The sequence below is a fragment of the Psychrobacter halodurans genome, from assembly GCF_017498075.1.
Lineage (GTDB): Bacteria > Pseudomonadota > Gammaproteobacteria > Pseudomonadales > Moraxellaceae > Psychrobacter > Psychrobacter celer.
The window spans coordinates 130,866-157,135 of sequence record NZ_JAGBKN010000003.1; the positions used below are offsets into that span (position 1 = coordinate 130,866).

Here is a 26,270-nt window from a genome sequence, read left to right on the forward strand (position 1 = left end):
TCCCGAGATAGAAAAGAGAAAAAAGCGCAGAGCCACGGTTTCCGCCTGCACTTATATTATACCTGAAATAATAAAAAAATCAGCCAGTGCATTTAACACGAAAAACCCCGCATCATTTTGACACGGGGTTTATTTCATCTGACTAAAGCGTTTAAATGAAACTTAGGTCAACTGAGCAACGTTAATCTTATCCGCTTCTTCAGTGTACTCTTCCATACGATCGAAGTTCATGTACTGATACACTTCATCGCCCATGCTGTTTAGCATGCCAGCATACTGCTGATACTCGTCGTTGGTAGGCAGTTTACCCAGTACCGCGGCCACTGCTGCAAGCTCAGCTGACGCCAGATAAACGTTGGCGCCTTGACCGAGACGGTTCGGGAAGTTACGAGTCGACGTCGATACCGCAGTAGATTTCGGTGCGATACGTGCTTGGTTACCCATACATAGTGAGCAGCCTGGCATCTCAGTACGAGCGCCGGCTTGTGCGTAGACGTTGTAGTAACCTTCTTCCATCAACTGGCGTGCATCCATCTTAGTTGGTGGTGCGATCCATAGACGCGTCTTCAGGCTTCCTGCTGGTACGTCTTGTAGCAATTTACCTGCCGCGCGGAAGTGACCGATGTTGGTCATACACGAGCCGATAAATACTTCATCGATGGTGTCGCCAGCCACGTCAGCTAGAGTCTTGGCATCGTCTGGATCGTTCGGGCAGCACAGGATTGGCTCTTTGATCTCGCTCATATCGATAGTCATATCAATGGCGTATTCTGCATCGTCGTCAGCACGCATGAGGCTTGGGTTGGCAAGCCAGTCTTGCATCTGCTCGATACGGCGGCTGATGGTACGTGCATCGCCATAGCCTTCAGAGATCATCCACTTAAGTAGGGTGATGTTTGAGTTTAGATACTCAGTTACCGACTCTTCAGATAGCGTGATGGTACAACCAGCAGCACTACGCTCAGCGGAGGCATCAGATAGCTCAAACGCTTGCTCAGCGGTCAAGTCTTCTAGACCTTCGATCTCAAGGATACGACCGTTAAACTCGTTGATTTTGCCTTTTTTATCAACCGTCAAGTAACCTTCTTTGATGGCTTGATAAGGGATGGCATGGACGAGGTCACGTAGGGTGATACCAGGCTGACGCTCACCGACGAAACGGACACGAACAGACTCAGGCATATCTAGCGGCATCACACCAGTCGCGGCTGCGAAGGCTACCAAACCAGAACCCGCTGGGAACGAGATGCCCATTGGGAAACGAGTATGCGAGTCACCACCAGTACCAACGGTATCTGGAAGGAGCATACGGTTGAGCCAAGAGTGAATGATACCATCACCTGGACGTAAGCTAACGCCGCCGCGGTTCATGATAAAGTCAGGTAGCGTATGCTGCGTCTCAACGTCAACTGGCTTTGGATAAGCGGCCGTATGACAGAATGACTGCATGACAAGGTCTGCTTGGAAGCCCAAACATGCCAAGTCTTTTAGCTCATCACGCGTCATTGGACCTGTGGTATCCTGAGAGCCAACGGTAGTCATTTTTGGCTCACAGTACATACCTGGGCGTACGCCTTCTAGGCCACACGCTTTACCGACCATTTTTTGTGCAAGGGTAAAGCCTTTACCGGTATCGGCTGGCTCTTCTGGTTTCGCAAATACGTCTGAATGACCCAGACCCATGTACTCACGCGCACGGTTAGTCAAACCACGACCAACGATCAATGGAATACGGCCACCAGCGCGCACTTCGTCGAGCAAGGTTGGCGAGTTTAGTTTGAACTCTGAGATGATCTCGTCTGAGTCATGCTTGGTGATTTTGCCATCATGTGGATAGATGTCAAACACATCGCCCATGTTTAGCTTATCAACCGCCACTTTTTCGATTGGCAAGGCGCCAGAGTCTTCCATGGTGTTAAAGAAGATAGGAGCGATGTTGTTACCAAGTACCAGACCGCCGCCGCGCTTGTTTGGTACGTTCGGGATGTCTTCGCCCATCAGCCATAGTACTGAGTTGGTCGCAGACTTACGGCTAGAGCCGGTACCGACAACGTCACCAACATAAGCGAGCGGATGGCCTTTTTCTTTGAGCGCTTCGATCTGCTTCATTGGACCGACCACGCCTTCTTCGTCAGCAGTGATGCCGTCGCGAGAGTTTTTGTGCATAGCTAGTGAATGCAGTGGAATATCAGGACGGCTCCACGCGTCTTGCGCAGGAGATAGATCGTCAGTGTTGGTCTCGCCTGTGACTTTAAACGTCGTATAAGTCGATTTTTTTGGTACTTCTGGGCGGTTTAAGAACCACTCAGCGTCAGCCCAAGACTGAATCACTTCTTTTGCGATGTCGTTACCCGCTTCGGCTTTTTCAGTCACGTCATTGAACGCGTCAAATACCAGCAACGTCTTTTTCAACGCTTCAGCAGCGTCTTGAGCAACGTCTTCATCATCAAGAGCGGCAACCAATGGTTGGACATTGTAGCCACCTTGCATGGTACCTAGGATTTCAACCGCTTTTTTCTTACTGATAAGTGGAGACGAGGTTTCGCCCTTTAAGATAGCAGCCAAAAATGCAGCTTTAACGTAAGCAGCTTGGTCAACGCCAGCAGGAATACGGTTTTCTAGCAGGTTCATCAAAAACTCATCTTCGCCTGCTGGTGGGTTTTTTAATAGTTCAACCAATTCTGCTACTTGCTTTTCATTCAGTGGTAGCGGTACAGTTCCTAGCTCGGCACGTTCTTCGACATGTTTACGATAAGCTTCTAACACAATAGTCGTCCTCGTCAGTTGGGGTTAGCACAATACGTGGGAGTCAGCATGACCGCCTGCGTCTGTGTACTAGATGAAATAATTATCCGTGCAATCATAGCTTAAAACGCTCTAAATGTTAATGGCTATGGCTTTAAAAGGCTCAGAATAAGGCCATATTGGACATTTATTATAAAAATAGTACCATCAATCAGAGGACTGATTATTTCCTTATCCGTCTAAAGATGACCAGCTGTCTTAGAGGTCATTTTTTGCCCGTATAATCAACATAAATGACATAACAATCGCGCTTTTAAAAATACAGATGGCCGCTTATAGAGCAACACAGACTTGAAAAAACTACGCATACGCCTAAATACAAAACACGGCAAAAAACCTCAGAGATAGCAAGTTAAAATATCCATACCACATACAATAAACAACAGGGACGACCACAATATGGCAGACAACACCGCTTACCAAAACGGCCTACAAGTACGCACTGAAGTGATGGGCGAAGCACATGTCAAACGCTCATTAGATAACGCTACTGGCTTTACCCAGCCGCTACAAGACTGGATCATCGAGCATGCTTGGGGCAGTACGTGGCAAGATGATTCAGTATTACCGCGCAAATATCGCTCGTTAATTACCATTGCTTTTTTGATTGCACAAAAAAGTCCGACTGAGCTAAAAGGTCATATTCGCGGTGCCATTAATAACGGTGCGAGCGTTGCCGAGATTCGAGAGGTACTGATGCACAGTTTGCCCTATTGCGGCGCGCCTGCCACTCAAGAAGCGTTTCGCGCTGCCATAGAAATCTTAAATGAGCTGGACATTGATATAGATATTTAAAACTATGGTGATAAGACATTTCATAGTACTCTTAACGATATTGTACAAAAACAGACTGTAAAATCCCTGCTATAATACCGACACTTATAAAACATTCCGATCATTCCATAAACCCTTATACTATAAAGGGTTAAGAGATAACTCTATTATGACGACTGCCGTACAAACCTATGTCCCTGCTGCCAAGGCCAAACCCAAAAAAGCAGTGCAAGGCGAAAAGCTACGTGGCTATGATAAAGTTGCCCGTATTCCCATTAAGGTCATCCCAACGGTCGAGGCCAAAAAAAAGCCTGATTGGATTCGGGTCAAGATGTCTTCCCCTGCGGAAGTTGCACGCATCAAAGCCACACTGCGCGAACAAAAGCTCTATACCGTCTGTGAAGAAGCTGCCTGCCCCAACCTGCCGCAGTGCTTTGCCGATGGTACCGCGACCTTTATGATTATGGGCGATATCTGTACCCGTCGCTGTCCGTTCTGTGATGTGGGTCATGGTCGTCCAAATGCGCTTGATAAAGACGAGCCGCGCCACACTGCTGAGACCATCCAAGGCTTGGGTCTTAAATATGCGGTGATCACCTCTGTCGATCGCGATGATCTAAAGGATGGCGGCGCTGGGCATTTTGTAGAAGTATTGAACGAATCGCGCGCGCTAAGCCCAAACTGCTTGATCGAGATATTGGTGCCAGATTTCCGTGGTCGTATGGAGATTGCTTTGGACTTACTCACTGAAACCCCGCCAGATGTCTTTAACCATAATATCGAAACTGTGCCGCGTCTATATAAAGCCTTCCGTCCTGGCTCTGATTATCAGCATTCGCTCGATTTGCTTAAACTGTACAAAGCGCGTCGTCCTGATATCGCCACCAAGTGCGGCTTTATGGTCGGTCTTGGTGAGACAGAAGAAGAGGTCTATGCGCTGCTTGATGACTTAAAAGCCCATGATGTCGATATGATTACTATCGGTCAGTATCTGCAGCCCAGTAAGGATCATGCGCCTGTTGATCGCTACGTGCATCCAGACGAGTTTCAGCGCTATATGGATTATGGCAAAAAGATTGGCTTCTTTAGCATTTGGGCAGGCCCGATGGTACGCTCCAGCTACTTTGCCGATCGTCAATACTACGGTGAAGACTGCCCTGCGCCAATCCGTAGCAAAAAAGCACTCGAGGCTGAGGGTAAACTTGGTTGTTAATGCCTGAATCAGGTTTGAGCAACCGTTGACCTGTGATTTTAATAGAAAAAGGGTGAGTAACAGATTTTGTTACTCACCCTTTTTTATTTTACAAATGAACCAATCTCTTAGGGTGTGTCCTCATTTTAAAAATGGCGATAAAAATGAGATAAATCGCTGTCAAACAAGGAAAATAGCGCAGATAATATCAAGATATTAGTCAGCTATTTGACACCGTTTGGCCAGATTTAGCCATTTTTAGCCCATTTAAATGGCTATCGATTGAATTAAGGACACGCCCTAATATAGATACCTAACGCTTTAAACCGTTAATGTCGGTGTGGGCTTTTCAGCGGTTTTTATGTTCCAAACAGCGATAATTAGCACGATAATCCCACCTACCAAGCCTGTGGTCAGTTCAGGATAAATCAGTAGTAACGCGCCGATGGCCAATATGCCACGCGTGAGTGGACTCATAGCGCCCCTAAAATAGCCCTCTAGCGCCGCCCCTAAAGCAATAACCCCTGTTACCGATGTCAATACCACTGTCACGATATCAAGGATAGGCGGCAGCGGAAAGTCTTTTGCCGTGACTGCCAGACCCGTGGGATCTATCATCAGCATCGTCGGACTATAAATAAACATAAACGGCACGATAAATCCGGCCAATGCCAGCTTCAACGACAAAAACCCTGTCTTCATCGGGTCACCACCAGATATACCCGCACCGGCAAAGGCTGCCAGACAGACAGGCGGCGTAATATTGGCAAAAATACCGAAATAAAACACGAACATATGCGCTGATAAAATAGGAATATCAAAACCTGCTAGTGCAGGCGCTGCCATCGTTGCGGTAATGATATACGCAGGAATAGACGGTAGCCCCATGCCGAGTACCATAGAGGCAAGCATGGTCAATATTAGGGTTAAGAATAACGACCCAGCTCCTAATGTCACGATGGATGAGGTCATCACCGTCCCAAAGCTGGTTAAGCTAACAACGCCAATGATTACTCCGACGACCGCACAGGCCGCCATCACCGCCAGCGACTGGCGAGCACCATCTTCTAGTGCACCCAAAATGTCCGAAAACCCCATTCTGGTCTCTTTGCGTAGCATACTAATGGCAACCGTGAAGCCAATGGTATAGGCCGCGGCATAGCCGACGGGTACGTTTTCAATCAATAAATAAATCAAAAACACAATCGGTAGTAGCATATGACCGCGCGCTTTTAATACTTCTTTGACGGCGGGCAGGTTTTCTTTGGCAATGCCTTTTAGGTCACGGCGACCCGCACGAAAATGCACTTGAGCAATAACGCCCAGATAGTAGAGCACTGCCGGCAATAAAGCCGCTAGAGCAATGGTGCTATAAGGTAGCCCTGTGGTCTCCGCCATGATAAAGGCACTGGCTCCCATAATCGGTGGCAATATCTGCCCACCAACTGACGCGCTGGCTTCTACTGCTCCCGAAAAGTCTTTGTGATAACCGACTTTTTTCATCAATGGGATGGTAAACGCGCCGGTGCTGACAACGTTCGATAATGCTGAGCCATTGATACTACCCATAAAGCCGCTTGAGATGACTGCCACCTTGGCAGGGCCGCCTTTCTTATCCCCAGCAATAGCCAATGCCAAATCATTAAACAGCTGACCCATACCAGAGCGCGCCAAAAACGCGCCAAATAAAATAAACAAGAAAATAAACGTCACTGACGCGCCAATCGCCACAGAATACAGACCTTCCGTTTTTAAAAACAACTGACCAAAGATATCGCCCATATCATAAGGACGCGTGAGCAATCGATCAGGCATAAAATCTAGATGGCTGACAAATGGATAAGCCAAAAATATCGATGCCAATATCGGCAAAATCCAACCAGTGATACGGCGACTGCCCTCTAACACACAAATGACGGTGATGATAGAAAATATCACATCGACCGGATTGGCCATACCACCACGTGAGGTCACGATATCTTGATACTCGTATATCAGATAAGCCATGCCAGACAATGATAGCAAGAACCAAATCCAGTCATACCAAGCGACGCGCTTACGGCTGCTTTTTTTACTGGCTGGAAATATCAGAAATATCAGGGCAAATCCAACACCGACGTGTACAGAGCGCTGTAGCAAAGCTGGCATCGGATTGAAGGTGATATACAAGTGAAAGATAGAATATAAAATGCAAATTCCAGCGATAAAATACTTAACTGGACCTTGAGTGATGTGACGGGTGATCGACTCTCGATCATACTTTTCTAATATGGCCTGATTATGAGCTTGCGCGTCAAGCTCGGCATCTACATTGGTATTAGCATCAGTATTGGAATGGATGGGCCGATCAGCATGATTGGCTGACATCGTTGTCACATTATCGTGATCCGTCACTTGCGAGTTCATGACAAAAGTCCTTTTGTAATCTGTCAATTAAATGATACGTCTTGGGCGTAATCGTTACTTCAGAATAATCTGGCGCCCACTCATGAACCAAAAGCCGATGGTCGGCATAATTTAGCTCACCCTTGGTCAATCTAGACACTACCCAATTAAGGCTAGGCAGTTTTTCGTTGATTTGATAACCCAAATAGCCAGGTTTTTTTGTGGGGGCCAGCGCTTCAGTCGACGGCGTACCTGCACCAAACGCTTCAAAATAGGTAGTGGTCAACAGCAGACCGTCGTCTGTACGCTGATACTGCTCCTCCCACCACTGCTTTTCTACAGAATGGATCCAGCGCAGCTCAAAGCTTGGCTCAGTAAAATAACAGGTGGTGCCATCGACTTGCACTTCGACAACGGGCTGCTGGGATACGCTGGCCCATAGCACAAAAAAAACTAGCGCAGCCATCAGTGCCGCGCTAGTTAATAACCATAGACGTTTACTTGGCTGCTTGCTCATCGTAGTACTTTTTTGCGCCAGGATGGATTGGGGCCACCATACCAGTGTTGGCAGACTCTAAGCTGATATCATTGGCTGCTTGATGCGCGGTTTTTAGGCCGTCCAAATTATCAAACAAAGCCTTAGTCAGCTTATAACCATCGTCTTCAGATAAATCCGAACGCACCAACAACGCATTCATAATCGCGGCCGTCGGTATCGCGGCATCGTTGCCGTAAGTACCCGCTGGTATCTCAAAGGTTTTAAAATACGGTTTGGTGGTGATGATCTCATTCAACTTGTCTTGATCGATAGTGACCAGCTGCAAATCTAAGCCCTGCTCTAGCTCCATCAATGACGAGTTTGGTAGACCACTACTAAAGAACGCCGCTTCGATTTTGCCAGCCTTCATACCATCAGCCGCTTCAGCAAAGCCTAAATAGTCGACGGTGATATCATCATAAGTAATACCAAAGCCTTCTAATAGGGTGCGCGCATTCACCTCTGTGCCTGAACCTTGATCACCAACCGCAATACGCTTACCACGCAGATCTTCGATATTTTTGATGCCTGACTGTTGAGACGTCACGATCTGAACCACATTCGGGTATAGCACAGCGATCTGTTGAATGTTGTCAATTGGCTGATCGAAGTTGTTTTTGCCGTCGACGGCATCAGTGACGACATCGCTCAGCGCCAACACCATATCTACCTTGCCTTGGGTTAATAAATTGACGTTTTCAACTGATGCGCCTGTGGTCTGCGTCTTTGAGTTGACCCCAAAGGTTTTGGCATAAACCTCAGACAATGCTGTACCAATAATATTATAAGGGCCAGATGCGCCGCCTGTGGCGATGGTGACAAACTTTGTGTCCAGCTTATCGTCTGCAGTGGCACTACTTTCTGCCGCTGCATTGTCTGTGTTTTCTGAGCTTGGAGAAGAGCACGCGGTTAGGCCTAAAACAGCACTTAACATCGCCGATAAAAGCAAAGGAGATTTTGAAGAGTTGAGCATGGCATTCATCCTTGAAATGTTTTATACGCTTGTCTAAACGCATAGTCTTTAAAAATAGATACGTTACAGACCTGTAATACTATAGCAATTCTTATGGTAAATAAACTGCCTGTGGCGACGCAAACAAATACTGCGCAAAATGCTTTCCTGTCTTACTGCATTTCTTTTATAGTGGATCAACTATAGTCGATTCTAAATAAAACAGATACATTATATGTCAATGTGGGACTGGGATAAATTTTCCTTGCGTGCTGTGCCTGCGCCGACAGAGGCTGCGTAAAATTTATCCCAGCCCCACTGTATCGTTTTTATACTGAACTCACTATATATACAAAAGCTGTAGTTTTGATATGCGAAACCATGTTTCAATAACCAAACCATTTAAACAAAACCTCGCTTTTTTGTAAACCTTTATGATAGATATAAGAGACACGATGACTATCAATAACTGCAAATGACCCTATGTGACTCTCTGCCCAAAGATAGCGATGCAAAGTAATGACATTCCTACGTAAAGAGAGTGCTATATTCTCAATAAATACTTATCACAAAACATCAGGGAGCGCCCTATGACCTCAGCAACAAAACAAACCGCTGATATCGCCATCATCGGCGGCAGTGGCCTGTATCAGATGGCAGACTTGACCAATAAACGGCGCGTTAAAGTTGAGACGCCTTTCGGTGAGCCGTCTGATGACATTGTATTGGGCGAGCTGACCGGCACTACCGTCGCCTTTTTGGCCCGTCATGGTCAGGGTCATAAATTCATGCCGTCCGAGGTGCCGTACCGCGCCAATATCTATGCGCTAAAAACGCTAGGCGTGCGTTATATCATCTCGGTATCAGCGGTCGGCTCATTACAAGAAAACCTAAAGCCTTTAGATATGGTCGTCCCTAATCAAATGATTGATATGACCAAGCAGCGTGTTAGTAGTTTCTTTGGGGATGGCGCAGTCGCTCATGTGTCGATGGCTGATCCGCTTTGCCCTGCTATGTCTGAGGTTTTGACGAGATCTTATGATAAAGCCAATATTGCCGATGGGCGGTGCCACTCAAAAGCGACTTACGTTTGTATCGAAGGGCCACAGTTCTCTACTCGTGCAGAGTCGCAGTGGTATCGGCAAATGAACGCTGACATCATCGGCATGACCAATATGCCAGAAGCCAAACTCGCGCGTGAAACCAGCATTGCCTATGCCACGCTTGCGTTAGTGACCGATTTTGATAGCTGGCACCCTACCGAGGAAGCCGTCAGCGCCGACTATGCCATCCAAAACCTGATGAAAAATGCCGATAACGCCCAGCAAGTGATTAAAGAAGCAGTCGCCCTACTCGCTAGCGAGCAGCCCAAATCTATCGCTCATACAGCTCTAGCGCAAGCATTAGTCACGCCAATAGAAGCGATGAGTGATAAAACCAAGACCAGGATTTCAGCGCTATTACCCAAATAGTATCAATCGTTATTGCATAAAAAACCACCAAAATATTTGATGGCTTTAGCATTTTAAGTCGTTTAAACCTAAGAGTTATTCAGATGGTATCCAGCCAGCCTACGGGCAGATACTGTAAATCCTCAGGCTCATCGATATCAGGCAAAGGCGCTAACAAAGCCAATGACCAGTTTAAATCTTGAATACGCTGCTGAGTAATAGAGGCAACGCTTGCGGTACTCCACTTGATATCTGCAAATAGACTGGCATAAATCTTCTTAAAACCAAACAGTACATAACCGCCATCAAAGGCGGGAATCATTACGCTATCAACTTTATTAGATGAGTTATGTAACTGCTGCGCGGCATTTTGAATCACTGCCGCTGTCAAACTGGGGCAATCGCTCCCTATCAGCAATACCTTTTCAAACTTTTTCAAAGCCTGCGTACTGGCGGTAAGCATACGTAATCCCAGATCGCCATCGGCTTGTGCTGACCATTGCAATGACTTGGGTAAACCCAGCGTCTGCCAGCATGGATCGCTTGGCGCAGGACTGACGCATAGCTCAACCGTAAACCCTGTCGCTCGCGCCTGACGGGTACTATGCAAAAGCAGTTTACGCGCCATACGAGCGCCCCCTGCCATCCCAAGCACTGGCTGCAAGCGCGTTTTTGCCTTGCCCGCCGCGGGGAATTTGGCAAAGATAATAATACAGGTTGATGAGTTTTGATTCATGATAAGGGTTTGTTTTATCGGTAATAGCGCTGCCAAATATTGTCAGCAGGTACGCCGCGCCAATAATCGAAGCGCAGCCGCCACATCAGTAATATCGTGCGGCACGTGCCATGCTGCTGCCAGCGCCGTGCTGAGGTGATGACTTGACTGGTTAAACAAGCAGGTTTGCCAATGGTTTTTAGACGTTTACTAATCTCAACATCCTCCATCAACGCTTGATCGGGATAGCCACCAATTTGCTCAAACCAATCTCGTTTGATAAAAATAGCTTGGTCACCCGTGGCAATACCAGTTAGCCGCGAGCGTAAGTTTATCATTTTGCTGACTCGCTTTAGCATCCAATCAGGGCTATCTAGACGTACGTCAAAACGACCCCATTTTTTATCTTGGGTAGCAGTTTTTATATCCGTAATAGCTTGAGGTGGCAATTTGGTATCTGCATGCAAAAACAGCAGTACATCACCAGTAGCGAGCGCTGCGCCTTTGTTCATTTGCCGCGCGCGACCAGCTTGTGACTGAATCACTTGCCAGTCGATGTCTGACTGCTGAATCACTCTCAAATCTGTAATAAGGCTTTGAGTCAATGCCAAAGACTCATCATTTGAGCCACCATCAATCAATATCACTTGCTGCGGAGGTGGGTTTAGCCCGATGATGTGTACAAACAAATGCGGCAGGTTATCTGCCTCGTTGAGTATAGGAATGATGATAGAAATTGTGGGCATGCTATCTGGTTACTTCCTATTTAGCGTTCAGTCATGGTTGGTGTGGCTTATCTTAGTTTGAAAAACAGTACCTGAAAACGCTAAACCACTTTCGTCTGATCGCTTTCTAACGCGCCGCCGCAGCTACTGCCCTGTCCTGCCGTACAGCCGTAGCAATGATCGGCAATCGCGATGTCATCACCCTCAGGATTTTGCGTCAATAAGTCTTTTAGATGCCGGCGCGATTTATTCGGCACCGGTATCTGCAGCTGCTGATTAAAATCACAATCAAACAATTCGCCCAGCCAATTGACACTGATGGTCTCGCGGCACATGACGTCTTTGAGATTGTGCGCATCGTAGTTGTCTTTGAGCAGCGTCATATAAGGATAGAACTCGTTTTTGGCAAGCAAGACTGCACCAAAGCGCTGAATGGGCATGTTCGTCAGAGCAAATAGCTGATTGAACTCAATATCAAAGTGTGCTTTGAGCTCGCGCTTATAGTCCGCCTCTAGCATCTGCTGATTGGGCGGTAGGGTCGCGCCTTGCGGGTTATAAACCAAGTTCAAAATCAAACCTGTATTTGCCCTTCCATAGCCCAAAGCGTTGAGCTTATGCAGCCCTAGGATACTGTCATCAAATGCGCCTTTGCCGCGCTGTTTATCGACGTTTTCAAGCGAATAACACGGCAGTGAGGCAACCACTTCCACCTCGTTATCTGCCAAAAACTGCGCCATGTCTTCATAGCCTTCTTTTATCAAGATCGTCAAGTTACAACGATCAATGACTTTGACGCCAAGCTTACGCGCTTCTTTTACCAAGTATTTAAAATCCTCGTGCATCTCAGGCGCGCCGCCGGTCAAATCAAGTGTATCGATATTTTGCGCTTGCAGCACTTGCGCAATAAGCTCAACCAACTCACGCGACATCATCTCGGTGCGGTATGGACTGGCTGCGACATGACAATGCACACAAGACATATTACACAGATAGCCCATATTGACTTGTAGAGTTGTAAGCTTACATCTGTTGATAGCAGGAAAATCCGTCGCTTCGAGTAGCTCAATAGTAGATTTCATAACGATATGGCATCCAGTTAGGTGTCTTTTTGCGATAAAAAATCGTGCTAAAACTTTGATGTTGCCTTGATGCAGGCGCGGGCATGGTCCACATCATATGCTTATCATTCAGCAAAAAAATAAAGGAGACTTCATAAATCATACCTTATTTTTTCTTCTGTATTATCATTAATATTAAGTATTTAGCTGGTTATTCCATATCAGCATTAATGCATGCTCTAGGCGCTACTGGCTCCCACAGGATAGAAAAGCAACAAATCGCCCAAGGATATTGACCGCATTTGGCATTATAGTTAGATTGGTTCTATCGGCATCTTTTGGCAAAGCGCACAGTACATTTATCATTCATGAGAAAAGACAAGACTAGGGAAAAAAATGAGCACACATCTATTTATAAGACCGGCCTTATTAGGCATTGGCCTACTGAGCATGATCGGCTGTGCAGCAAATCTGACAGCAGACAATCAAGACAGCGCGGTGGCGGTACAAACAGCGACCAGTCAAGCAACCATCTATTACAACGGCAATATCATTACCATGGAGGGCGACAAGCCGCAACTGGCGCAAGCATTGGTCACCCAAAACGGTAAGATTGCTTATGTTGGTAGCTTAAAACACGCGCAAGACAACTATAAAAACGCCGCGACCGTCGACTTGCAACATCAGACGCTGCTGCCAGGATTTATCGATCCACACAGTCATTTTGGCTTGGTGTCCAACACTATGGGACAAGTGGATTTGAGCGCGCCGCCGATTGGTAAGATAGACAATATCGATAAAATGCTGCTAGCGTTAAAGGCTTATAAAAAAGACAATAACATCGCTGATGGCGAGTGGATATTTGGCTGGGGTTATGATGAGACTCAGCTCACTGAGGATCGCCATCCGACCAAAGAAGAGATTGATAGCGTTTTGCCAAACAACCCAGTGTATTTGCAGCACACCAGCGGTCATATGGGGGTTGCCAACTCCGACGCGCTGGCTGCTATGGACATCACTGCCGATAGCCAGTCACCTGAAGGTGGTAATATCGCCCGAGTCAAAGGCTCAAACGAGCCAAATGGTCTGCTACAAGAGACAGCGATGTATCCGCTTATGTATCAACTGCTTAAGACGCTTGAGCCCAAGCAAGCGCAGTTTTTTGATCAAACCCAAGACTACTACGCCAAGTACGGCGTGACCACAGCGCAAGACGGCTCTACGACCCGTGATGCTATTCAGTTTTTTCAAAAACAAGCCGATAATGGTAAGCTAAAAATCGACTTGGTCTCCTTGGCAGGGGTTAGTGATTTGGACGAAAACTTGGCCGATAAAGACTTTAAATGGCAAACCTATCAAAACGGTTTTAAGGTACAAGGCACCAAAATCATCGCCGACGGCTCCCCGCAAGGCAAGACCGCTTATTTTACTCAGCCCTATCTGACGCCTGTACCAGACTGCGAGAGCGACTGCCGCGGCTTGCCGAGTATCAGCCAAGAGAAGATGAATGAGATGTTTGTCAAAGCCTATAAAAATGACAATCAGTTATTTATTCATAATAATGGTGACGCGGCCACTGATATGATCCTCCAAGCGCACGAATATGCGGTCAAACAAACGGGGCAAGCTGCTGATAAAGACCGCCGTATCGTGCCGATTCATACGCAGTTTGCGCGGCCAGACCAGCTAGCGGCGTTTAAAAAGTACAATATGGTGCCGTCATTTTTTACCAACCACGCTTATTTTTGGGGCGATGTCCATATCACAAACTTGGGCGAAAAACGCGCCAATTCCTTAAGCCCTCTTGCCACAGTTGATCAAATGGGCATCCCTTATACCAATCACTCCGACGACACTGTCACGCCAGTCGATCCGCTGTTTTCTGTTTGGACAGCGGTCAATCGCACCTCACGTACAGGTCAAGTCATCGGTGCTGATGAACGCATCACGCCGTACCAAGCTCTCAAGGCCATCACCAGCAACGCGGCGTATCAGTATTTTGAAGAAGACACCAAAGGCACACTGGCTCCTGGTAAACTCGCGGATTTGGTGATTTTAGATAACAACCCGCTGACCATAAAACCAGCCGATATCCGCAATATTAAAGTAGTAAAAACCATCAAAGAAGGCAACACTATTTATCAGCGTCCAGTACAATAGCAGCCAAATGATATGACCCATCATTCGTCCCATATTTTACCGAATCATAGGAGTTTTTTATGAGTAGTAGCACCGATAGCAGTCACGAGCATATTTTGTCCTCAGACAATATCCACCATCTACATCATACGTTTTTTGTGCCAAGCGATACGCAAACCCATATCAAGGCCACCCTACTCGTCGTACACGGTATGGCCGAGCATAGTGGCCGCTATGCAGATTTTGCGCAGTTTTTGGCCGATCACGGTATCGCCGTCGCCACTTACGACCATTTAGGCCATGGTAAAACCGTCAAAACCCAAGCGGACTTAGGGTTTTTCGCTGACGAGCATCCTATGCAGTCATTGCTAAAAGACGTCATCGTGATGGCAGATCAGTTACAAGCGCGTCATCCGGAGGTGCCACACTTTGTCATGGGGCACTCAATGGGCTCCTTTATCGTCCGCAATGTCCTCAAACATCACGCTCATCGCTTTGCAGGTGCTATCTTGATGGGCAGTGCAGATGCCAACCCCTTGACCAAAGTGCTGGTACCTGCCAATAAACTCTTGGCAAAAGTCGCCCCAAAAACCCCAAATCCTGTATTTGCCACGGTCATGAATAAAGTCCTCAATAGCAAGCTAAAGAACCGCCAATCAGAATCTGAGTTTGCTTGGTTAAATCAAAACCCCGAAGCCATCGCAGACTATGAGGCTGATCCATTGACAGGCTTTGACTTTACCAATAACGGCTTTATGACGCTGTTTTGTTTGATGGAAACGGGGCTGAATAAACACTGGGCTGCCACCATTACCAAGGACTTTCCGATGCTCTTTATCAGCGGCGAGGACGACCCTATCGGCAATATGGGTCGCGGCATTCGTCGCATCGTCACCCGCTTAAACCAGCAAAACTTTAGCAACGTCGATATCCAGCTTTATCCAAATATGCGTCATGAGCCGCTCCATGAAAAAGACCATCAAACCGTTTATCAAGATATCCTAGAATGGATAGAAGATAATACTGCGGACGTTTGCTAAAAGCGGTCAAATTAGCGACAATACAGCGAACGTGTTTTTTCACCACATTTACGCCCTTATTTTGTTATAAGACTTCTCTTTTATTAATTTTAGGAACCTTTATGTCATTACAACAAACCATCGAACAAGCCTTTGAAAACCGTAACGAATATAGCCCAAGCACCATGCCGCAAGATGTGCGCGATGCCATCGAGCAAGTGCTTGAGCAACTAGATAACGGCAGCCTGCGCGTAGCAGAAAAAAAGGATGGCGAATGGGTCGTCAATCAGTGGGCCAAAAAAGCAGTACTATTGTCATTTCGCCTAAATGACAACTACGTACAAGCCGCTGGCGAACATGTGCAGTTTTATGACAAAGTACCGACCAAATTTGCTGACTGGACCGAAGCGCAGTTTAAAGAAGCTGGTGTACGTGTCGTGCCACCTGCGGTCGCTCGTAAAGGCTCATATGTCGCGGCAGGCGCGGTGCTGATGCCATCATACGTCAATATCGGCGCTTATGTCGATCAAGGCGCGATGGTTGATACATGGGCGACGGTCGGCTCATGTGCCCAAATCGGCAAAAACGTGCATCTCTCAGGCGGCGTGGGTATCGGCGGCGTGCTTGAGCCACTACAAGCCAACCCGACCATCATTGAAGACAACTGCTTTATCGGTGCGCGCTCTGAGATCGTTGAAGGCGTCATCGTCGAAGAAGGCGCGGTCATCTCTATGGGCGTGTATATCGGTCAATCAACACGCATTTATGATCGCGAGACAGGCGAGATTCATCGCGGCCGCGTACCCGCAGGCTCTGTCGTCGTACCAGGTAGCTTGCCATCAAAAGACGGTAGCCATAGCCTCTATGCCGCCATCATCGTCAAAAAAGTCGATGCACAGACGCGCGCAAAGACAGCGGTCAATGAGCTGCTACGCTTAGATTAATCTGCTCGCGTATACGTTGGTTTTTATACCAAACTGTTTTTAGGGCGTGTCCTCAATTCAATCGATAGCCATCTAAATGGGCTAAATCTGGCCAAACGGTGTCAAATAGCTGACTAATATCTCGATATTACTTGCGCCATCTTCCTTGTTTGACTGCGATTTATCTCATTTTTATCACCATTTTTAAAATGAGGACACGCCCTAGTAAAATAGCTTTATATACAGATGCTGGAGCATGGCTTCAGCATCTTTTTTTATGTTTTAATTTTTTATGTATTAGCCGCAGTGTAATATCATTGGTTACGTTATAATTCACCGTGATTTTTTGCGCTATCCTCGCATAAATCGGCCGCACCTACGACCTGACTTTTTGCACAAGCTTATCGCCGAGCGTTTTATCAAACTATCGCCTTATCAACGCTCACTTGTCGTTGAAACTATATTGTATTTGAAACCATTATGAACCAGTCGCCGTTACGCACCGCCGCCATTCCTGTCACCGACCCGAGCGCAGGTCTGCGTTTGACAGAGATTTTTTACTCGCTACAAGGTGAGGCGCTGACCTCAGGCTTACCGACCATATTTGTCCGCTTAACCGGCTGTCCGCTCAGATGCGTCTACTGCGATACTAAGTATGCCTTTACAGGTGGCGAGCGTCAGTCATTAGATGCCATCATAGCGACAATCAAAACCTATCCGTGCAAGCGGATTTGTCTGACGGGCGGTGAACCATTGGCGCAGCCCAATGCCATCGAGCTGATGCAACGCCTGCTCAGCGATGGCTATGAGATTTCCCTTGAGACGGCAGGGGCGCTCAGTGTCAAAGACGTACCAGCGGCGGTCAGCAAAGTCATGGATCTCAAAACTCCAAGCTCAGGCGAAGCTGATAAAAACCTTTGGTCAAATCTTGACCACTTAACCCAGCATGATCAGATTAAGTTTGTCATTATGAACCGCACTGACTATGACTGGGCAAAAGCCACACTCATTGAGCATCAGCTGGATAAACGCGTCGGCACGGTTTGGTTTTCGCCGATGTTTACTATTGCAGATGATATCGATGACGCGGTCAGTCCAGAGGTGCCTGTGCTTGCCCGCGAGCTTGCCGAATGGATACTGACCGACGCCCTGCCCGTGCGCTTTCAGCTGCAATTGCACAAAATCATTTGGGCAGATGTTAAAGGTAAATAGTGAACAGGCAAACAGTGAAAAGGTAAATAACGATAGGACATCGCCTCGGCGTTATCCTAAACGCCTAAATAGCTGTATCAAGGATACAAGAAAAACGGTATAAATCGCTCACACGACACGGAAATAAGGATAAGGGCACAAGGATGGTCAAGCTAATACTACTGGGCTTAGTGGCGGGCGCGTTTTTTAGCTCGACATTTATTTTAAATGAGATGATGAGCGCGGCAGGCGGCCACTGGTTTTGGTCGGCGAGTCTGCGCTATGTCTTTATGTGGCTGATAATCACCGGCATCATCTTGTTTCAGCAAGGGATGGGGTGCCTCAAAGCTTTGACAGCGGTCTTTTTTCAGCACTGGGTTTTTTGGTGTCTCACAGGCAGTATTGGCTTTGGGCTGTTTTATGCAGGTATCTGCTATGCCGCCGATCATGTGGCAGGCTGGGTGGTCGCGGCGACCTTTATGTTTACCGTCGTGACCAGCTTATTGGTGCTGATGGTCTTTGGCCAGCGTTTTGATAAAAAATTCATCCTTTATGCCCTTTTAGTGTTTGTTGGGGTGGTGATGGTCAATGTCAGTGAGGGCTTGCACGCCGCTGCACTTGCCGACACTGATATTGCCCATGCCGTCCCTATGGCACAGATGCTGCTCTATGGCGCACTGCCCGCCCTTATTGCCGCTTTTAGCTACCCGATTGGCAACCAGTTGGTCTGGCAAGTTACTCGTAATTCCCGCACGCCAGCGTTACCCACTGACTTGGCAGATCAGTCGCACGCCGTATCTGGCATTGCCGACACCCATGACGAGCCACTCATCTCAGAAGCTTATGATCTGCCGCCTACTTTATATGACACTAGTACCACCAGCATCGCTCTAAATGCTCTGCCTGCCGCCGCACCTGCGCCGTCACTACTGCAAACTCTGATCCATCGTATTCCCTCGATTGAGACTACCTTACTACACAATGCCTTTAACAAAGTTTGGCTAATGACTCTGGGGAGTTTGCCATTTTGGCTGCTTTTGGGCATGATAGTGCGACCCGAGCTGCCCGATAGCACACAGGTGTTTAATACATTACTGGTGGCTTTGTTGGCCGGGGTGGCGGCTACTACTATATTTTTGTACGCGCGCGGTCAGGCGGTGACCTCAAGCGAGGTGGCTGGCGTCGATGCCACCCAAGCCAGTGAGGTGATATTTGCCCTTATCGGTGGGATATTATTACTGGGTAACTCGATACCTTCAGCGATGGGTTTGCTCGGTATTGGTTTGATCATTATCGGGCTGATATTTTTTGCCAAGGATGGCTAAGTCGTACACAGCTGTCTCGTTGATTTTTTTGCTACACGACGAATGCAATAGCCTTTATTGCGCTCAGTCATCTCATTTTGACGGTCACGACTTGGTACTATAACGATGGTTAATGATTTGATTTTCCCTGATATCTTGTTGTACTTACTGGATATGGTAGGGGTGATAGCCTGCGCGATCGCGGGGACCTTGCTGGCGCAGCACAAAGGCTTTGATATTGCTGGCTGTATTTTGGTATCGCTGGTCAATGCCATCGGCGGTGGTACACTACGTGATATGGCGCTTGATCGTCATCCGCTGTTTTGGATGACGGATCTCAATTATGTGATCGTCATCACGGTGACCTCGCTTATTTTACAGATATTTTTTCACCTTTATCATAATATTGACAATGCGCTAAAGCTCTTTGATGCTATTGGCTTGGCCGCATTTAGTGTCATTGGTTTTAAGGTGGCGCTCACGCAAGATATGTCACCGATTATTGCGATTATGATGGGGGTTTGGACCGCGATTATCGGTGGGCTATTACGTGATATTATCTGTAATGAGATACCGCTGGTGCTACAGCGTGAGATTTATATCACGGCCAGCATCATAGGCTCTACAACCTATCTGCTGCTGCAGTATTTGGGGGTCGATGCTGGCATCAATGAGTTTATTATGCTGTTTGTGATTTTTGCCGTGCGGATGTTGGCACTGAGGTTTGACTGGCATCTGCCGTCTATTCGCTTAGTTGATTAAGGGTTGACGATTCATTGGCAGCTAACTAATATCAGATTGTCAGATTGATTGCAGATAGCCTCTGTCCTCTTCTGCCGATTCGACCCGCTGCCCCATCCTCACCTAATGAGACTTGCGCATGTTGACCATCGCATTAGACCCTGCTGCTCTGATCACCACGTTCGATCCGCGCTCGCTGATATATCTGTTTGATATGATCGGTATCGTCGCTTGTAGCGTCTCAGGTACGATACTGGCTAAGCACAAAAACTTCGATGTCTTTGGTTGTCTGCTGGTGTCTATTGTCACTGCCATCGGTGGCGGTACGGTACGTGATGTCATTTTAGACCGTCATCCGCTGTTTTGGATGGTCGATATGAGCTACTTGACCGTCATTACTTTGTCTTCACTGGTGATGCAGATATTTTTTCACCCAAACTCCAGACGCGTCGATAGGTTTCTCAAACTCTCAGACACCATTGGCCTATCAGCCTTTACCCTCATCGGCATCAAAGTCGCAGACAGTATGGACGCCAACGTGCCAGTGGCCTTACTCCTAGGGGTAATTACCATTGTGGTCGGCGGTATTATCCGCGATATGATCTGCAATGAGATACCGCTGGTTTTGCAGCAAGAGATTTATATCACCGCGGCGTTGGCAGGCGGCATTCTCTACTTTGCGCTGCACAATCTCGGCGTGACGCCTTGGGTGGCTGACGTCTCAGCGATGAGTACGATTTTTATTTTGCGCATGCTGGCGATACGTTATGATTGGCAGTTTCCGACCATAGAATGGCGATATTAATCACACGGCGCTGGCACGCGGGTCTCAATGCTAAACAGTCAAAGCACTGGCGGTAAAAGCGCTTTACGAGCTACGCCGCTGCTACCACTGCCAAGTCTTTGATCATGAGTTGTAAGCTTTGTTTGCCGTTCCACTCGTTGATGTCCAGCTCAAACAATACATGCACTTGCTGGGCGCGATAATCCCACGCCGCGCTATCAAAGTTAAAATAAATGGCGTCAATCGGATACTGCACGTCGGGATAACGCAGTGATAGCTTCAAGTGCTTGTCTTTTAAAACCTTAAAGCTTAATACCTCAAATACCCCATCAAATATCGGCGGTGCAAAGCCATGACCCCAGATACTGGCATCTGCCAAATGCTCGGCAAACCATAGGCTAAAGTCGCTGGCCTGCAGTGGCCCGTCAGTGAGTTTTTGCTCAGCAAACACCTCGTCATCTATCTCTGCCATGACCTCATTGAATGCCGCCACAAACCCGTCAAAGTGACGACGCTTGATCGTCAAGCCTGCCGCCATCGCATGGCCACCAAAGTGACTGATCAAGTCAGGATAGCGCTCAGCGACCAGCTCAATGGCATCACGAATATGCACGCCTGCAATCGACCGCGCAGAGCCTTTGATCGCATCATCGTCTCCGGTACACGCTTTATCTGCTGGCGCAAAGACAATGCTGGGCAGATAATGCGTTTCTTTTAATCGTCCAGCGACGATACCGATGACGCCTTGGTGCCAATCGTCTTGATACAAAATAATACTGCGCTTATCGGTGCTACTGGCGGTGCCTGCTAGCGTTTGTACGATATTGTCCGCCTGCGCCCGCATCTCGCCTTCTACCTGACGGCGCGTACGGTTTAGCTGTTCTAGCTCTTGCGCCAAACGCTGTGCGGTGTGCCAGTCTTCGGTCAACAAGCACTCAATGCCGATACGCATGTTATCCATACGCCCAGCAGCGTTGATACGAGGGCCTAAGACAAACCCAAAGTCCTGCGCGTGCAGCTGCTTTGGATCACGGCCTGCTTGCTCGAGGAGCGCCAAGATACCCATGCAGCAGCGTCCTTGACGAATGGCAGTTAGCCCATGATGCACCAAGATACGGTTGTTTTTGTCCAGTACGCCAACATCAGCAATCGTGCCAAGCGCCACCAAATCTAAATACTGGCTGACTTGTACAGTGGACTTACCAGCTGTACGGCGTCGTTTTGCCAAGCGGCCCAGCACATAAAACGCCACGCCAACCCCCACCAATGCTTTGCTGGAAAAATGACAGTCGAGCTGATTGGGATTGACCACCGCTTCAGCTGGCGGGGTCGCTTTGGTGGTCAAGTGATGGTCGGTGATAATCACCGTAATGCCATCGGCCTGCGCACGGGCGACACCTTCATGACTGGAGATGCCATTGTCCACCGTCACGATCATATCTGGCTGATAAGTCTCTATCCCCAGCTCCACAATCTCAGGCGTCAGCCCATAGCCATACTTAAAGCGATCTGGCACCAAAAAGTCCACCACCGCGCCCATCTTAGTGAGCACGCGCATCATCAGCGCCGTGCTGGTCGCGCCGTCGCAGTCAAAGTCGCCGACGATCAAAATCCGCTGACCTTTATCAATGGCAGCATCTAACAGATCCACAGCTTTGGTGACACCATGCAGCTGCTCAGCGGGCAGTAGCCCAGAGAGACTGATCTCCAGCTGCTCAGGATTGGTGATGCCGCGACCAGCGTATAGTCGGGCAAGCGTCGGTGAATGGGCGGCAAGAGGCTGCAAAGCGGCGGGCAACTCGTCGATGCGAGTGCTGGTATAACGGGGGGTTAAATTTAGCATGATGGTATTCTACTGGCTTTCATGCAGGGTCACAATGCCAATTTATAGCGGTCAGGTTTATTCTTTACGATTGCTTTTGACTTCTTAAAACACTTTTTAAAACACTTTGTCAGCCTTCAGCAGCACATACAGTGCTTACGCTCTATGTTTGCGCACACCTCTGGCTTAGGCTAACTTTACAAAAACGGTGCACAGTGACTGTAATTTTCTGCATTTTGCTACAAAGCGATGATTGTATGCTACCGATAAATCCATAAAATAGATGTCAATCAATATATTTTCACTGTGAGTGATATAAAAACCCTATTATTCATTATCTAAAAAAACGTACAAGGACCTTTTATGAAAACCACACCAGTCGCTGAAAAACTCCCTAATACCATCGACCCCAATCTTGATCTTGATAAAGTCAAACAAGAATGTCTGGGTTTAGTCAAAAAACGTGCCAGAGTCTCAGCTGGTGTCGCCATCGTACCTGTGCCATTTTTTGATGTGGCAGTCGATGCAGGCATGTTGACCCAGCTCATCCCTGAGATCAGTGAGCGCTTTGGCTTGATCGAAGACCGTAAATCAGCGATTGACTTGGAGTCACGCGAAGTGCACTGGAGCGCGATTAGAGACCGTACGGTTGACTTTGCAGGTTTGATGGCGACGCGCGGTCTCGTCAAAAAAACCATTCAAGGTTTTGGTGGTCGTATCGCTGCCAAACAAGTGACCAAATTTATCCCGTTGGGTGGGCAGTTGGTGGCTGCAACGATGGGCTATACTATTTTTAAGAAAATCGCCACCGACCATATCAACGACTGCTATAAGTTGGCCAAAGACATTCAGCAAAAGCAGCACGGTAAAAACGTCTAATATCGGCATTACTAAATAAAAGAACTAGGGCGTATTGAACATTCAAATATTAGGACTGCTGATAGATAAAACCTCACTAAACTAGGCGTAAACCGACGATAATGTCGAGGCCTTAGCTAGGTTTACAACACCGTTTGGGGTGATTTTAGCATCAGCCCTTCGGGGCGGGGCTATTTTTTGCCAATACATGACGAAATTGTCTACCCTAGAATGACTAGGCTTCGAAAATTTCACTGCGTATTGCCTGAAAAATAGCCGCCGCCAGTGCCACATTTGAATGTCCAACACGCCCTATATAAAAAAGATACGCTGCATCAGTTCGCTAGACTGGGATCTACTTATTTCAGTCTCGCTTTGATGCTCTGCGCGATCCTAAAACGCCAGCGAAGACCAAAATAAATGGCCTTTGCTGGTTTTTTTATGTGCTTTTTTAGGACTATCGTGGCACCATGTTTATCTTTATAACCATTACCTTTACAACCATTATTTTTATAACCATACCAAGGAGTATTCTGTGAAAAAACACGGGCTTACAAAAAAAACACTGGCATCTACTGCCTTACTGACTGCGCTTGCCTTGAGCGGCTGCACCACCACAGGCGGCGTCAATAATGACGCTGGCACTGCCATTGGTACCGCCAATGAGATCGGTATGAATGTGTTTCGCGCAGCCATTGACAACCAATGCCGCAGCCAAATCGAAAAACAAAATGCGTGGCGTATCGCTAGCGTTGCCATGACCGAGACGCAGCAAGAAACCATAAAAAGCAATGTCTGTGGCTGCGTCAGTGAGCAAGCCCCGCAGCAAGTCAGCCTCGTCGAGCTGGGCAACGCGGCCATCGACCCTAGCTATCGCACGCAGCTGGTTACCCGAGTCGTCGCAAAATCACTGCAGAGCTGCTATGCAAGTTTTATGAAATAATTAGACTGTCATGGAATGCGATTTACTCAAGCATACCTCCCGTTAGTCAAAATCCTTTATCATTAATTAAAATCCTTTATCAGTAGATATAACGCCAATAGGCAGGTTAACGATTGCGTCACGCTGTCTATTACGATAGATTATCAGTCAATGGACTTTACTTTTGTATCAGATCAAGGATGAATGATGAAAAGACGTGATTTTATAAAAATGGGCGGTCAAGCGACCGTGGCGGGGACTCTGTTGACGCAGCTGAGCGCCTGCTCATCAGACGATGACGAGCGCCCCGTGGTGGCACTAGACGACGTCGATGATTTGGGTTACCAAGGTGCCCAGCCCTTTGTACATGGCATCGCAAGTGGCGACCCACTACAAGATAGGGTGATACTGTGGACCCGTATCACCAATGACGGCAGTATTGAGGCCACCAGCATCCCTGTCGGCTATAAGGTCGCCACAGACCCTGATCTGACCAATATCGTCGCCCAAGGCCGCGCCATTGCTACCGCCGCCTCTGACTTTACTATCAAAGTCGACCCCACCTCCCTTCAGCCTGATACCACGTATTATTATACCTTTGAAGCCCTGGGCTATATCTCGCCTACTGGCCGTACCCGTACCATTCCGCCGTCTGATATGGCAGCGAGCGAGATAGAGCGTGTGCGCTTGGCAGTGGTGTCCTGCTCCAACTATGGTTTTGGGTACTTTAATGGCTATGCCCATATCGCCAAACAAGCCGATATCTCCGCCGTGGTGCATTTGGGAGATTATATCTATGAATACAAGGAAGGGTTTTATCGCGATCAGTCACTGATAGAAGAGCGCCCGCTGTTTCCCAAAAACGAGATCATCAGCCTAGACGACTATCGCCAACGCTATGCGTGTTATCGCACGGATATCGACCTACAAGAATGCCATCGCCAGCATCCTTTTATCGCGGTTTGGGACGACCATGAAATCGCTGATAACTCATGGAAAGGGGGTGCACGCTTTCATAACGACAGCAAAGGCAGCTATTTAGAGCGCAAAATGGCGGCTGTCCGTGCGTATCATGAGTGGATGCCCATTCGGGACGACAAAAGCAATGCTCTTGACAGCCAGCTACGTATTTATCGGCGTTTTGAGTTTGGTAAATTGTTTGATTTAAACATGCTCGACACGCGCATCTTTGGCCGCGAAAAGCTCGATGCAGCCGCCAGTCAGGAGCCAGAACGCCAGCTATTGGGGCTTGAGCAAGAAAACTGGCTCTATCTGAATATGTCTGAGAGCAAACGCCGTGGCGCCACATGGCAAATATTGGGTCAGCAAGTAATCTTGTCACCTTTTAAAGGCGCTTTTGCCAGCAGCTCAGGCGACATCTGGAACGGCTATGCCAGTGCGCGCGATCGCCTATTAGACTATATTGACAATAACGACATCAAAAACACCGTCGTGTTGACGGGGGACTATCACGCCTCTTTTGCCTTTGATGTCGCCAAAAACCCTTTTGATAGTGACAGCTATAATCCAGCAACTGGTGCAGGTGCGCTGGCGGTTGAGTTTGTTTGCCCTGCCCTCACCTCACTTGCCTTTACTGAGCCAAATACAGGGCCCGACGTCAATCCGCACCAAAAGTTTAACAACCAAACCGACCACGGCTATATGCTACTAGACATCACCGAGCAGGCGTTTCAGTGTGAATGGTACTATACCGATACGCTCACCGTCCGTGATAGTAGCACCCAGTTTGCCAAAGGATTGGCCACACAATCACGCGCCCATCATTTAGTTGATGCAGTCCAGTCTCGCCCTATCAGCAATGTGGCTGCCCTAGCCGCGGCGGACAAGGCCGTATCAATCAAAAAGACGACAACAAACCCAGCGGCGATGAGCGAGGCATAAATCTTTAGCGCCCACTGAACTATTGAACGACAGTGAGTTCAGTATTTCAGTATAAAAACGAAACAGCGAG

Annotated in this window: 21 protein-coding genes; 13 read left to right on the top strand and 8 right to left on the bottom strand. The window is 47.7% G+C overall.

The features are described 5' to 3' along the window. Positions 1–162: 162 nt before the first annotated feature. Positions 163–2,766, bottom strand: coding sequence for a bifunctional aconitate hydratase 2/2-methylisocitrate dehydratase (gene acnB / locus J3491_RS02580; protein WP_207969097.1), 2,604 nt, complete (start codon positions 2,764–2,766; stop codon positions 163–165). A gap of 438 nt (positions 2,767–3,204) precedes the next feature. Here acnB and J3491_RS02585 point away from each other — a divergent pair, with 438 nt between their 5' ends. Further along, positions 3,205–3,600, top strand: a complete 396-nt coding sequence (locus tag J3491_RS02585; RefSeq protein ID WP_207969098.1) for a carboxymuconolactone decarboxylase family protein — start codon at positions 3,205–3,207, stop codon at positions 3,598–3,600. Between the two features lie 148 nt (positions 3,601–3,748). After that, the gene (lipA, locus tag J3491_RS02590; protein WP_192995664.1) at positions 3,749–4,792 is read left to right on the top strand and encodes a lipoyl synthase; all 1,044 of its coding nucleotides are present in this window, start codon (positions 3,749–3,751) and stop codon (positions 4,790–4,792) included. Between the two features lie 300 nt (positions 4,793–5,092). On the opposite strand, the gene J3491_RS02595 is transcribed toward lipA, so the two are convergent. Genes J3491_RS02595 through J3491_RS02605 form a run of 3 tightly spaced genes read right to left on the bottom strand, consistent with a single transcriptional unit; the run spans position 5,093 to position 8,667 of the window. Then, a complete protein-coding gene (locus J3491_RS02595; protein ID WP_424108340.1) occupies positions 5,093–7,138 on the bottom strand; it encodes a TRAP transporter permease in 2,046 nt (681 codons plus the stop codon). 10 nt (positions 7,139–7,148) lie between these two features. Beyond that, on the bottom strand, positions 7,149–7,673 hold the full coding sequence (locus tag J3491_RS02600) for a DUF1850 domain-containing protein (RefSeq protein ID WP_207969100.1): 525 nt from the start codon (positions 7,671–7,673) through the stop codon (positions 7,149–7,151). Beyond that, entirely contained in the window at positions 7,654–8,667 is a 1,014-nt protein-coding gene (locus J3491_RS02605; protein ID WP_207969101.1) for a TAXI family TRAP transporter solute-binding subunit, read from the bottom strand. Before J3491_RS02605 ends, J3491_RS02600 begins: the two co-directional genes overlap by 20 nt. Positions 8,668–9,236: 569 nt before the next feature. Between J3491_RS02605 and mtnP the strand changes: the two genes are divergently transcribed. After that, positions 9,237–10,118 (top strand): S-methyl-5'-thioadenosine phosphorylase, encoded by an 882-nt coding sequence (gene mtnP, locus J3491_RS02610; protein WP_207969102.1) that lies wholly within the window; start codon positions 9,237–9,239, stop codon positions 10,116–10,118. A gap of 79 nt (positions 10,119–10,197) precedes the next feature. On the opposite strand, the gene J3491_RS02615 is transcribed toward mtnP, so the two are convergent. The 3 genes from J3491_RS02615 to arsS form a co-directional block, all read right to left on the bottom strand. Continuing rightward, positions 10,198–10,833 carry a TIGR04282 family arsenosugar biosynthesis glycosyltransferase gene (locus tag J3491_RS02615; protein WP_207969103.1) on the bottom strand — a complete coding sequence of 212 codons (636 nt, stop codon included), beginning with the start codon at positions 10,831–10,833 and terminating at the stop codon, positions 10,198–10,200. Between the two features lie 14 nt (positions 10,834–10,847). Continuing rightward, positions 10,848–11,558 carry a TIGR04283 family arsenosugar biosynthesis glycosyltransferase gene (locus tag J3491_RS02620; protein WP_207969104.1) on the bottom strand — a complete coding sequence of 237 codons (711 nt, stop codon included), beginning with the start codon at positions 11,556–11,558 and terminating at the stop codon, positions 10,848–10,850. Positions 11,559–11,638: 80 nt separating this feature from the next. Then, complete coding sequence (gene arsS, locus J3491_RS02625) at positions 11,639–12,616, bottom strand: arsenosugar biosynthesis radical SAM (seleno)protein ArsS (RefSeq protein WP_207969105.1); 978 nt, start codon at positions 12,614–12,616, stop codon at positions 11,639–11,641. Between the two features lie 375 nt (positions 12,617–12,991). Between arsS and J3491_RS02630 the strand changes: the two genes are divergently transcribed. From J3491_RS02630 to J3491_RS02660, 7 genes are all read left to right on the top strand, one after another. Continuing rightward, complete coding sequence (locus J3491_RS02630; protein WP_243456051.1) at positions 12,992–14,755, top strand: amidohydrolase; 1,764 nt, start codon at positions 12,992–12,994, stop codon at positions 14,753–14,755. Positions 14,756–14,814: 59 nt separating this feature from the next. Next, positions 14,815–15,774: an alpha/beta fold hydrolase gene (locus tag J3491_RS02635; RefSeq protein ID WP_207969106.1), complete on the top strand. Its 960-nt coding sequence runs from the start codon at positions 14,815–14,817 to the stop codon at positions 15,772–15,774. A 101-nt stretch (positions 15,775–15,875) separates the two neighbouring features. Next, positions 15,876–16,697 carry a 2,3,4,5-tetrahydropyridine-2,6-dicarboxylate N-succinyltransferase gene (dapD, locus tag J3491_RS02640; RefSeq protein ID WP_100749202.1) on the top strand — a complete coding sequence of 274 codons (822 nt, stop codon included), beginning with the start codon at positions 15,876–15,878 and terminating at the stop codon, positions 16,695–16,697. Positions 16,698–17,156: 459 nt separating this feature from the next. After that, entirely contained in the window at positions 17,157–17,888 is a 732-nt protein-coding gene (gene queE, locus J3491_RS02645) for a 7-carboxy-7-deazaguanine synthase QueE (protein WP_207969107.1), read from the top strand. A gap of 143 nt (positions 17,889–18,031) precedes the next feature. Further along, positions 18,032–19,192: a multidrug resistance efflux transporter family protein gene (locus tag J3491_RS02650; protein ID WP_207969108.1), complete on the top strand. Its 1,161-nt coding sequence runs from the start codon at positions 18,032–18,034 to the stop codon at positions 19,190–19,192. Between the two features lie 105 nt (positions 19,193–19,297). Next, entirely contained in the window at positions 19,298–19,933 is a 636-nt protein-coding gene (locus tag J3491_RS02655) for a trimeric intracellular cation channel family protein (protein WP_207969109.1), read from the top strand. A gap of 118 nt (positions 19,934–20,051) precedes the next feature. After that, positions 20,052–20,717: a trimeric intracellular cation channel family protein gene (locus J3491_RS02660; protein ID WP_207969110.1), complete on the top strand. Its 666-nt coding sequence runs from the start codon at positions 20,052–20,054 to the stop codon at positions 20,715–20,717. Between the two features lie 70 nt (positions 20,718–20,787). Here J3491_RS02660 and recJ read toward each other — a convergent pair whose 3' ends face one another. Then, on the bottom strand, positions 20,788–22,539 hold the full coding sequence (recJ, locus tag J3491_RS02665) for a single-stranded-DNA-specific exonuclease RecJ (RefSeq protein ID WP_207969111.1): 1,752 nt from the start codon (positions 22,537–22,539) through the stop codon (positions 20,788–20,790). Positions 22,540–22,881: 342 nt separating this feature from the next. Here recJ and J3491_RS02670 point away from each other — a divergent pair, with 342 nt between their 5' ends. The 3 genes from J3491_RS02670 to J3491_RS02680 all read left to right on the top strand — a co-directional run bounded on the left by J3491_RS02670 (position 22,882) and on the right by J3491_RS02680 (position 26,200). After that, complete coding sequence (locus tag J3491_RS02670) at positions 22,882–23,397, top strand: hypothetical protein (RefSeq protein ID WP_075101043.1); 516 nt, start codon at positions 22,882–22,884, stop codon at positions 23,395–23,397. 514 nt (positions 23,398–23,911) lie between these two features. Then, positions 23,912–24,319: a hypothetical protein gene (locus J3491_RS02675; RefSeq protein WP_207969112.1), complete on the top strand. Its 408-nt coding sequence runs from the start codon at positions 23,912–23,914 to the stop codon at positions 24,317–24,319. 186 nt (positions 24,320–24,505) lie between these two features. Continuing rightward, positions 24,506–26,200 carry an alkaline phosphatase D family protein gene (locus J3491_RS02680; protein ID WP_207969113.1) on the top strand — a complete coding sequence of 565 codons (1,695 nt, stop codon included), beginning with the start codon at positions 24,506–24,508 and terminating at the stop codon, positions 26,198–26,200. Positions 26,201–26,270 lie beyond the last annotated feature (70 nt).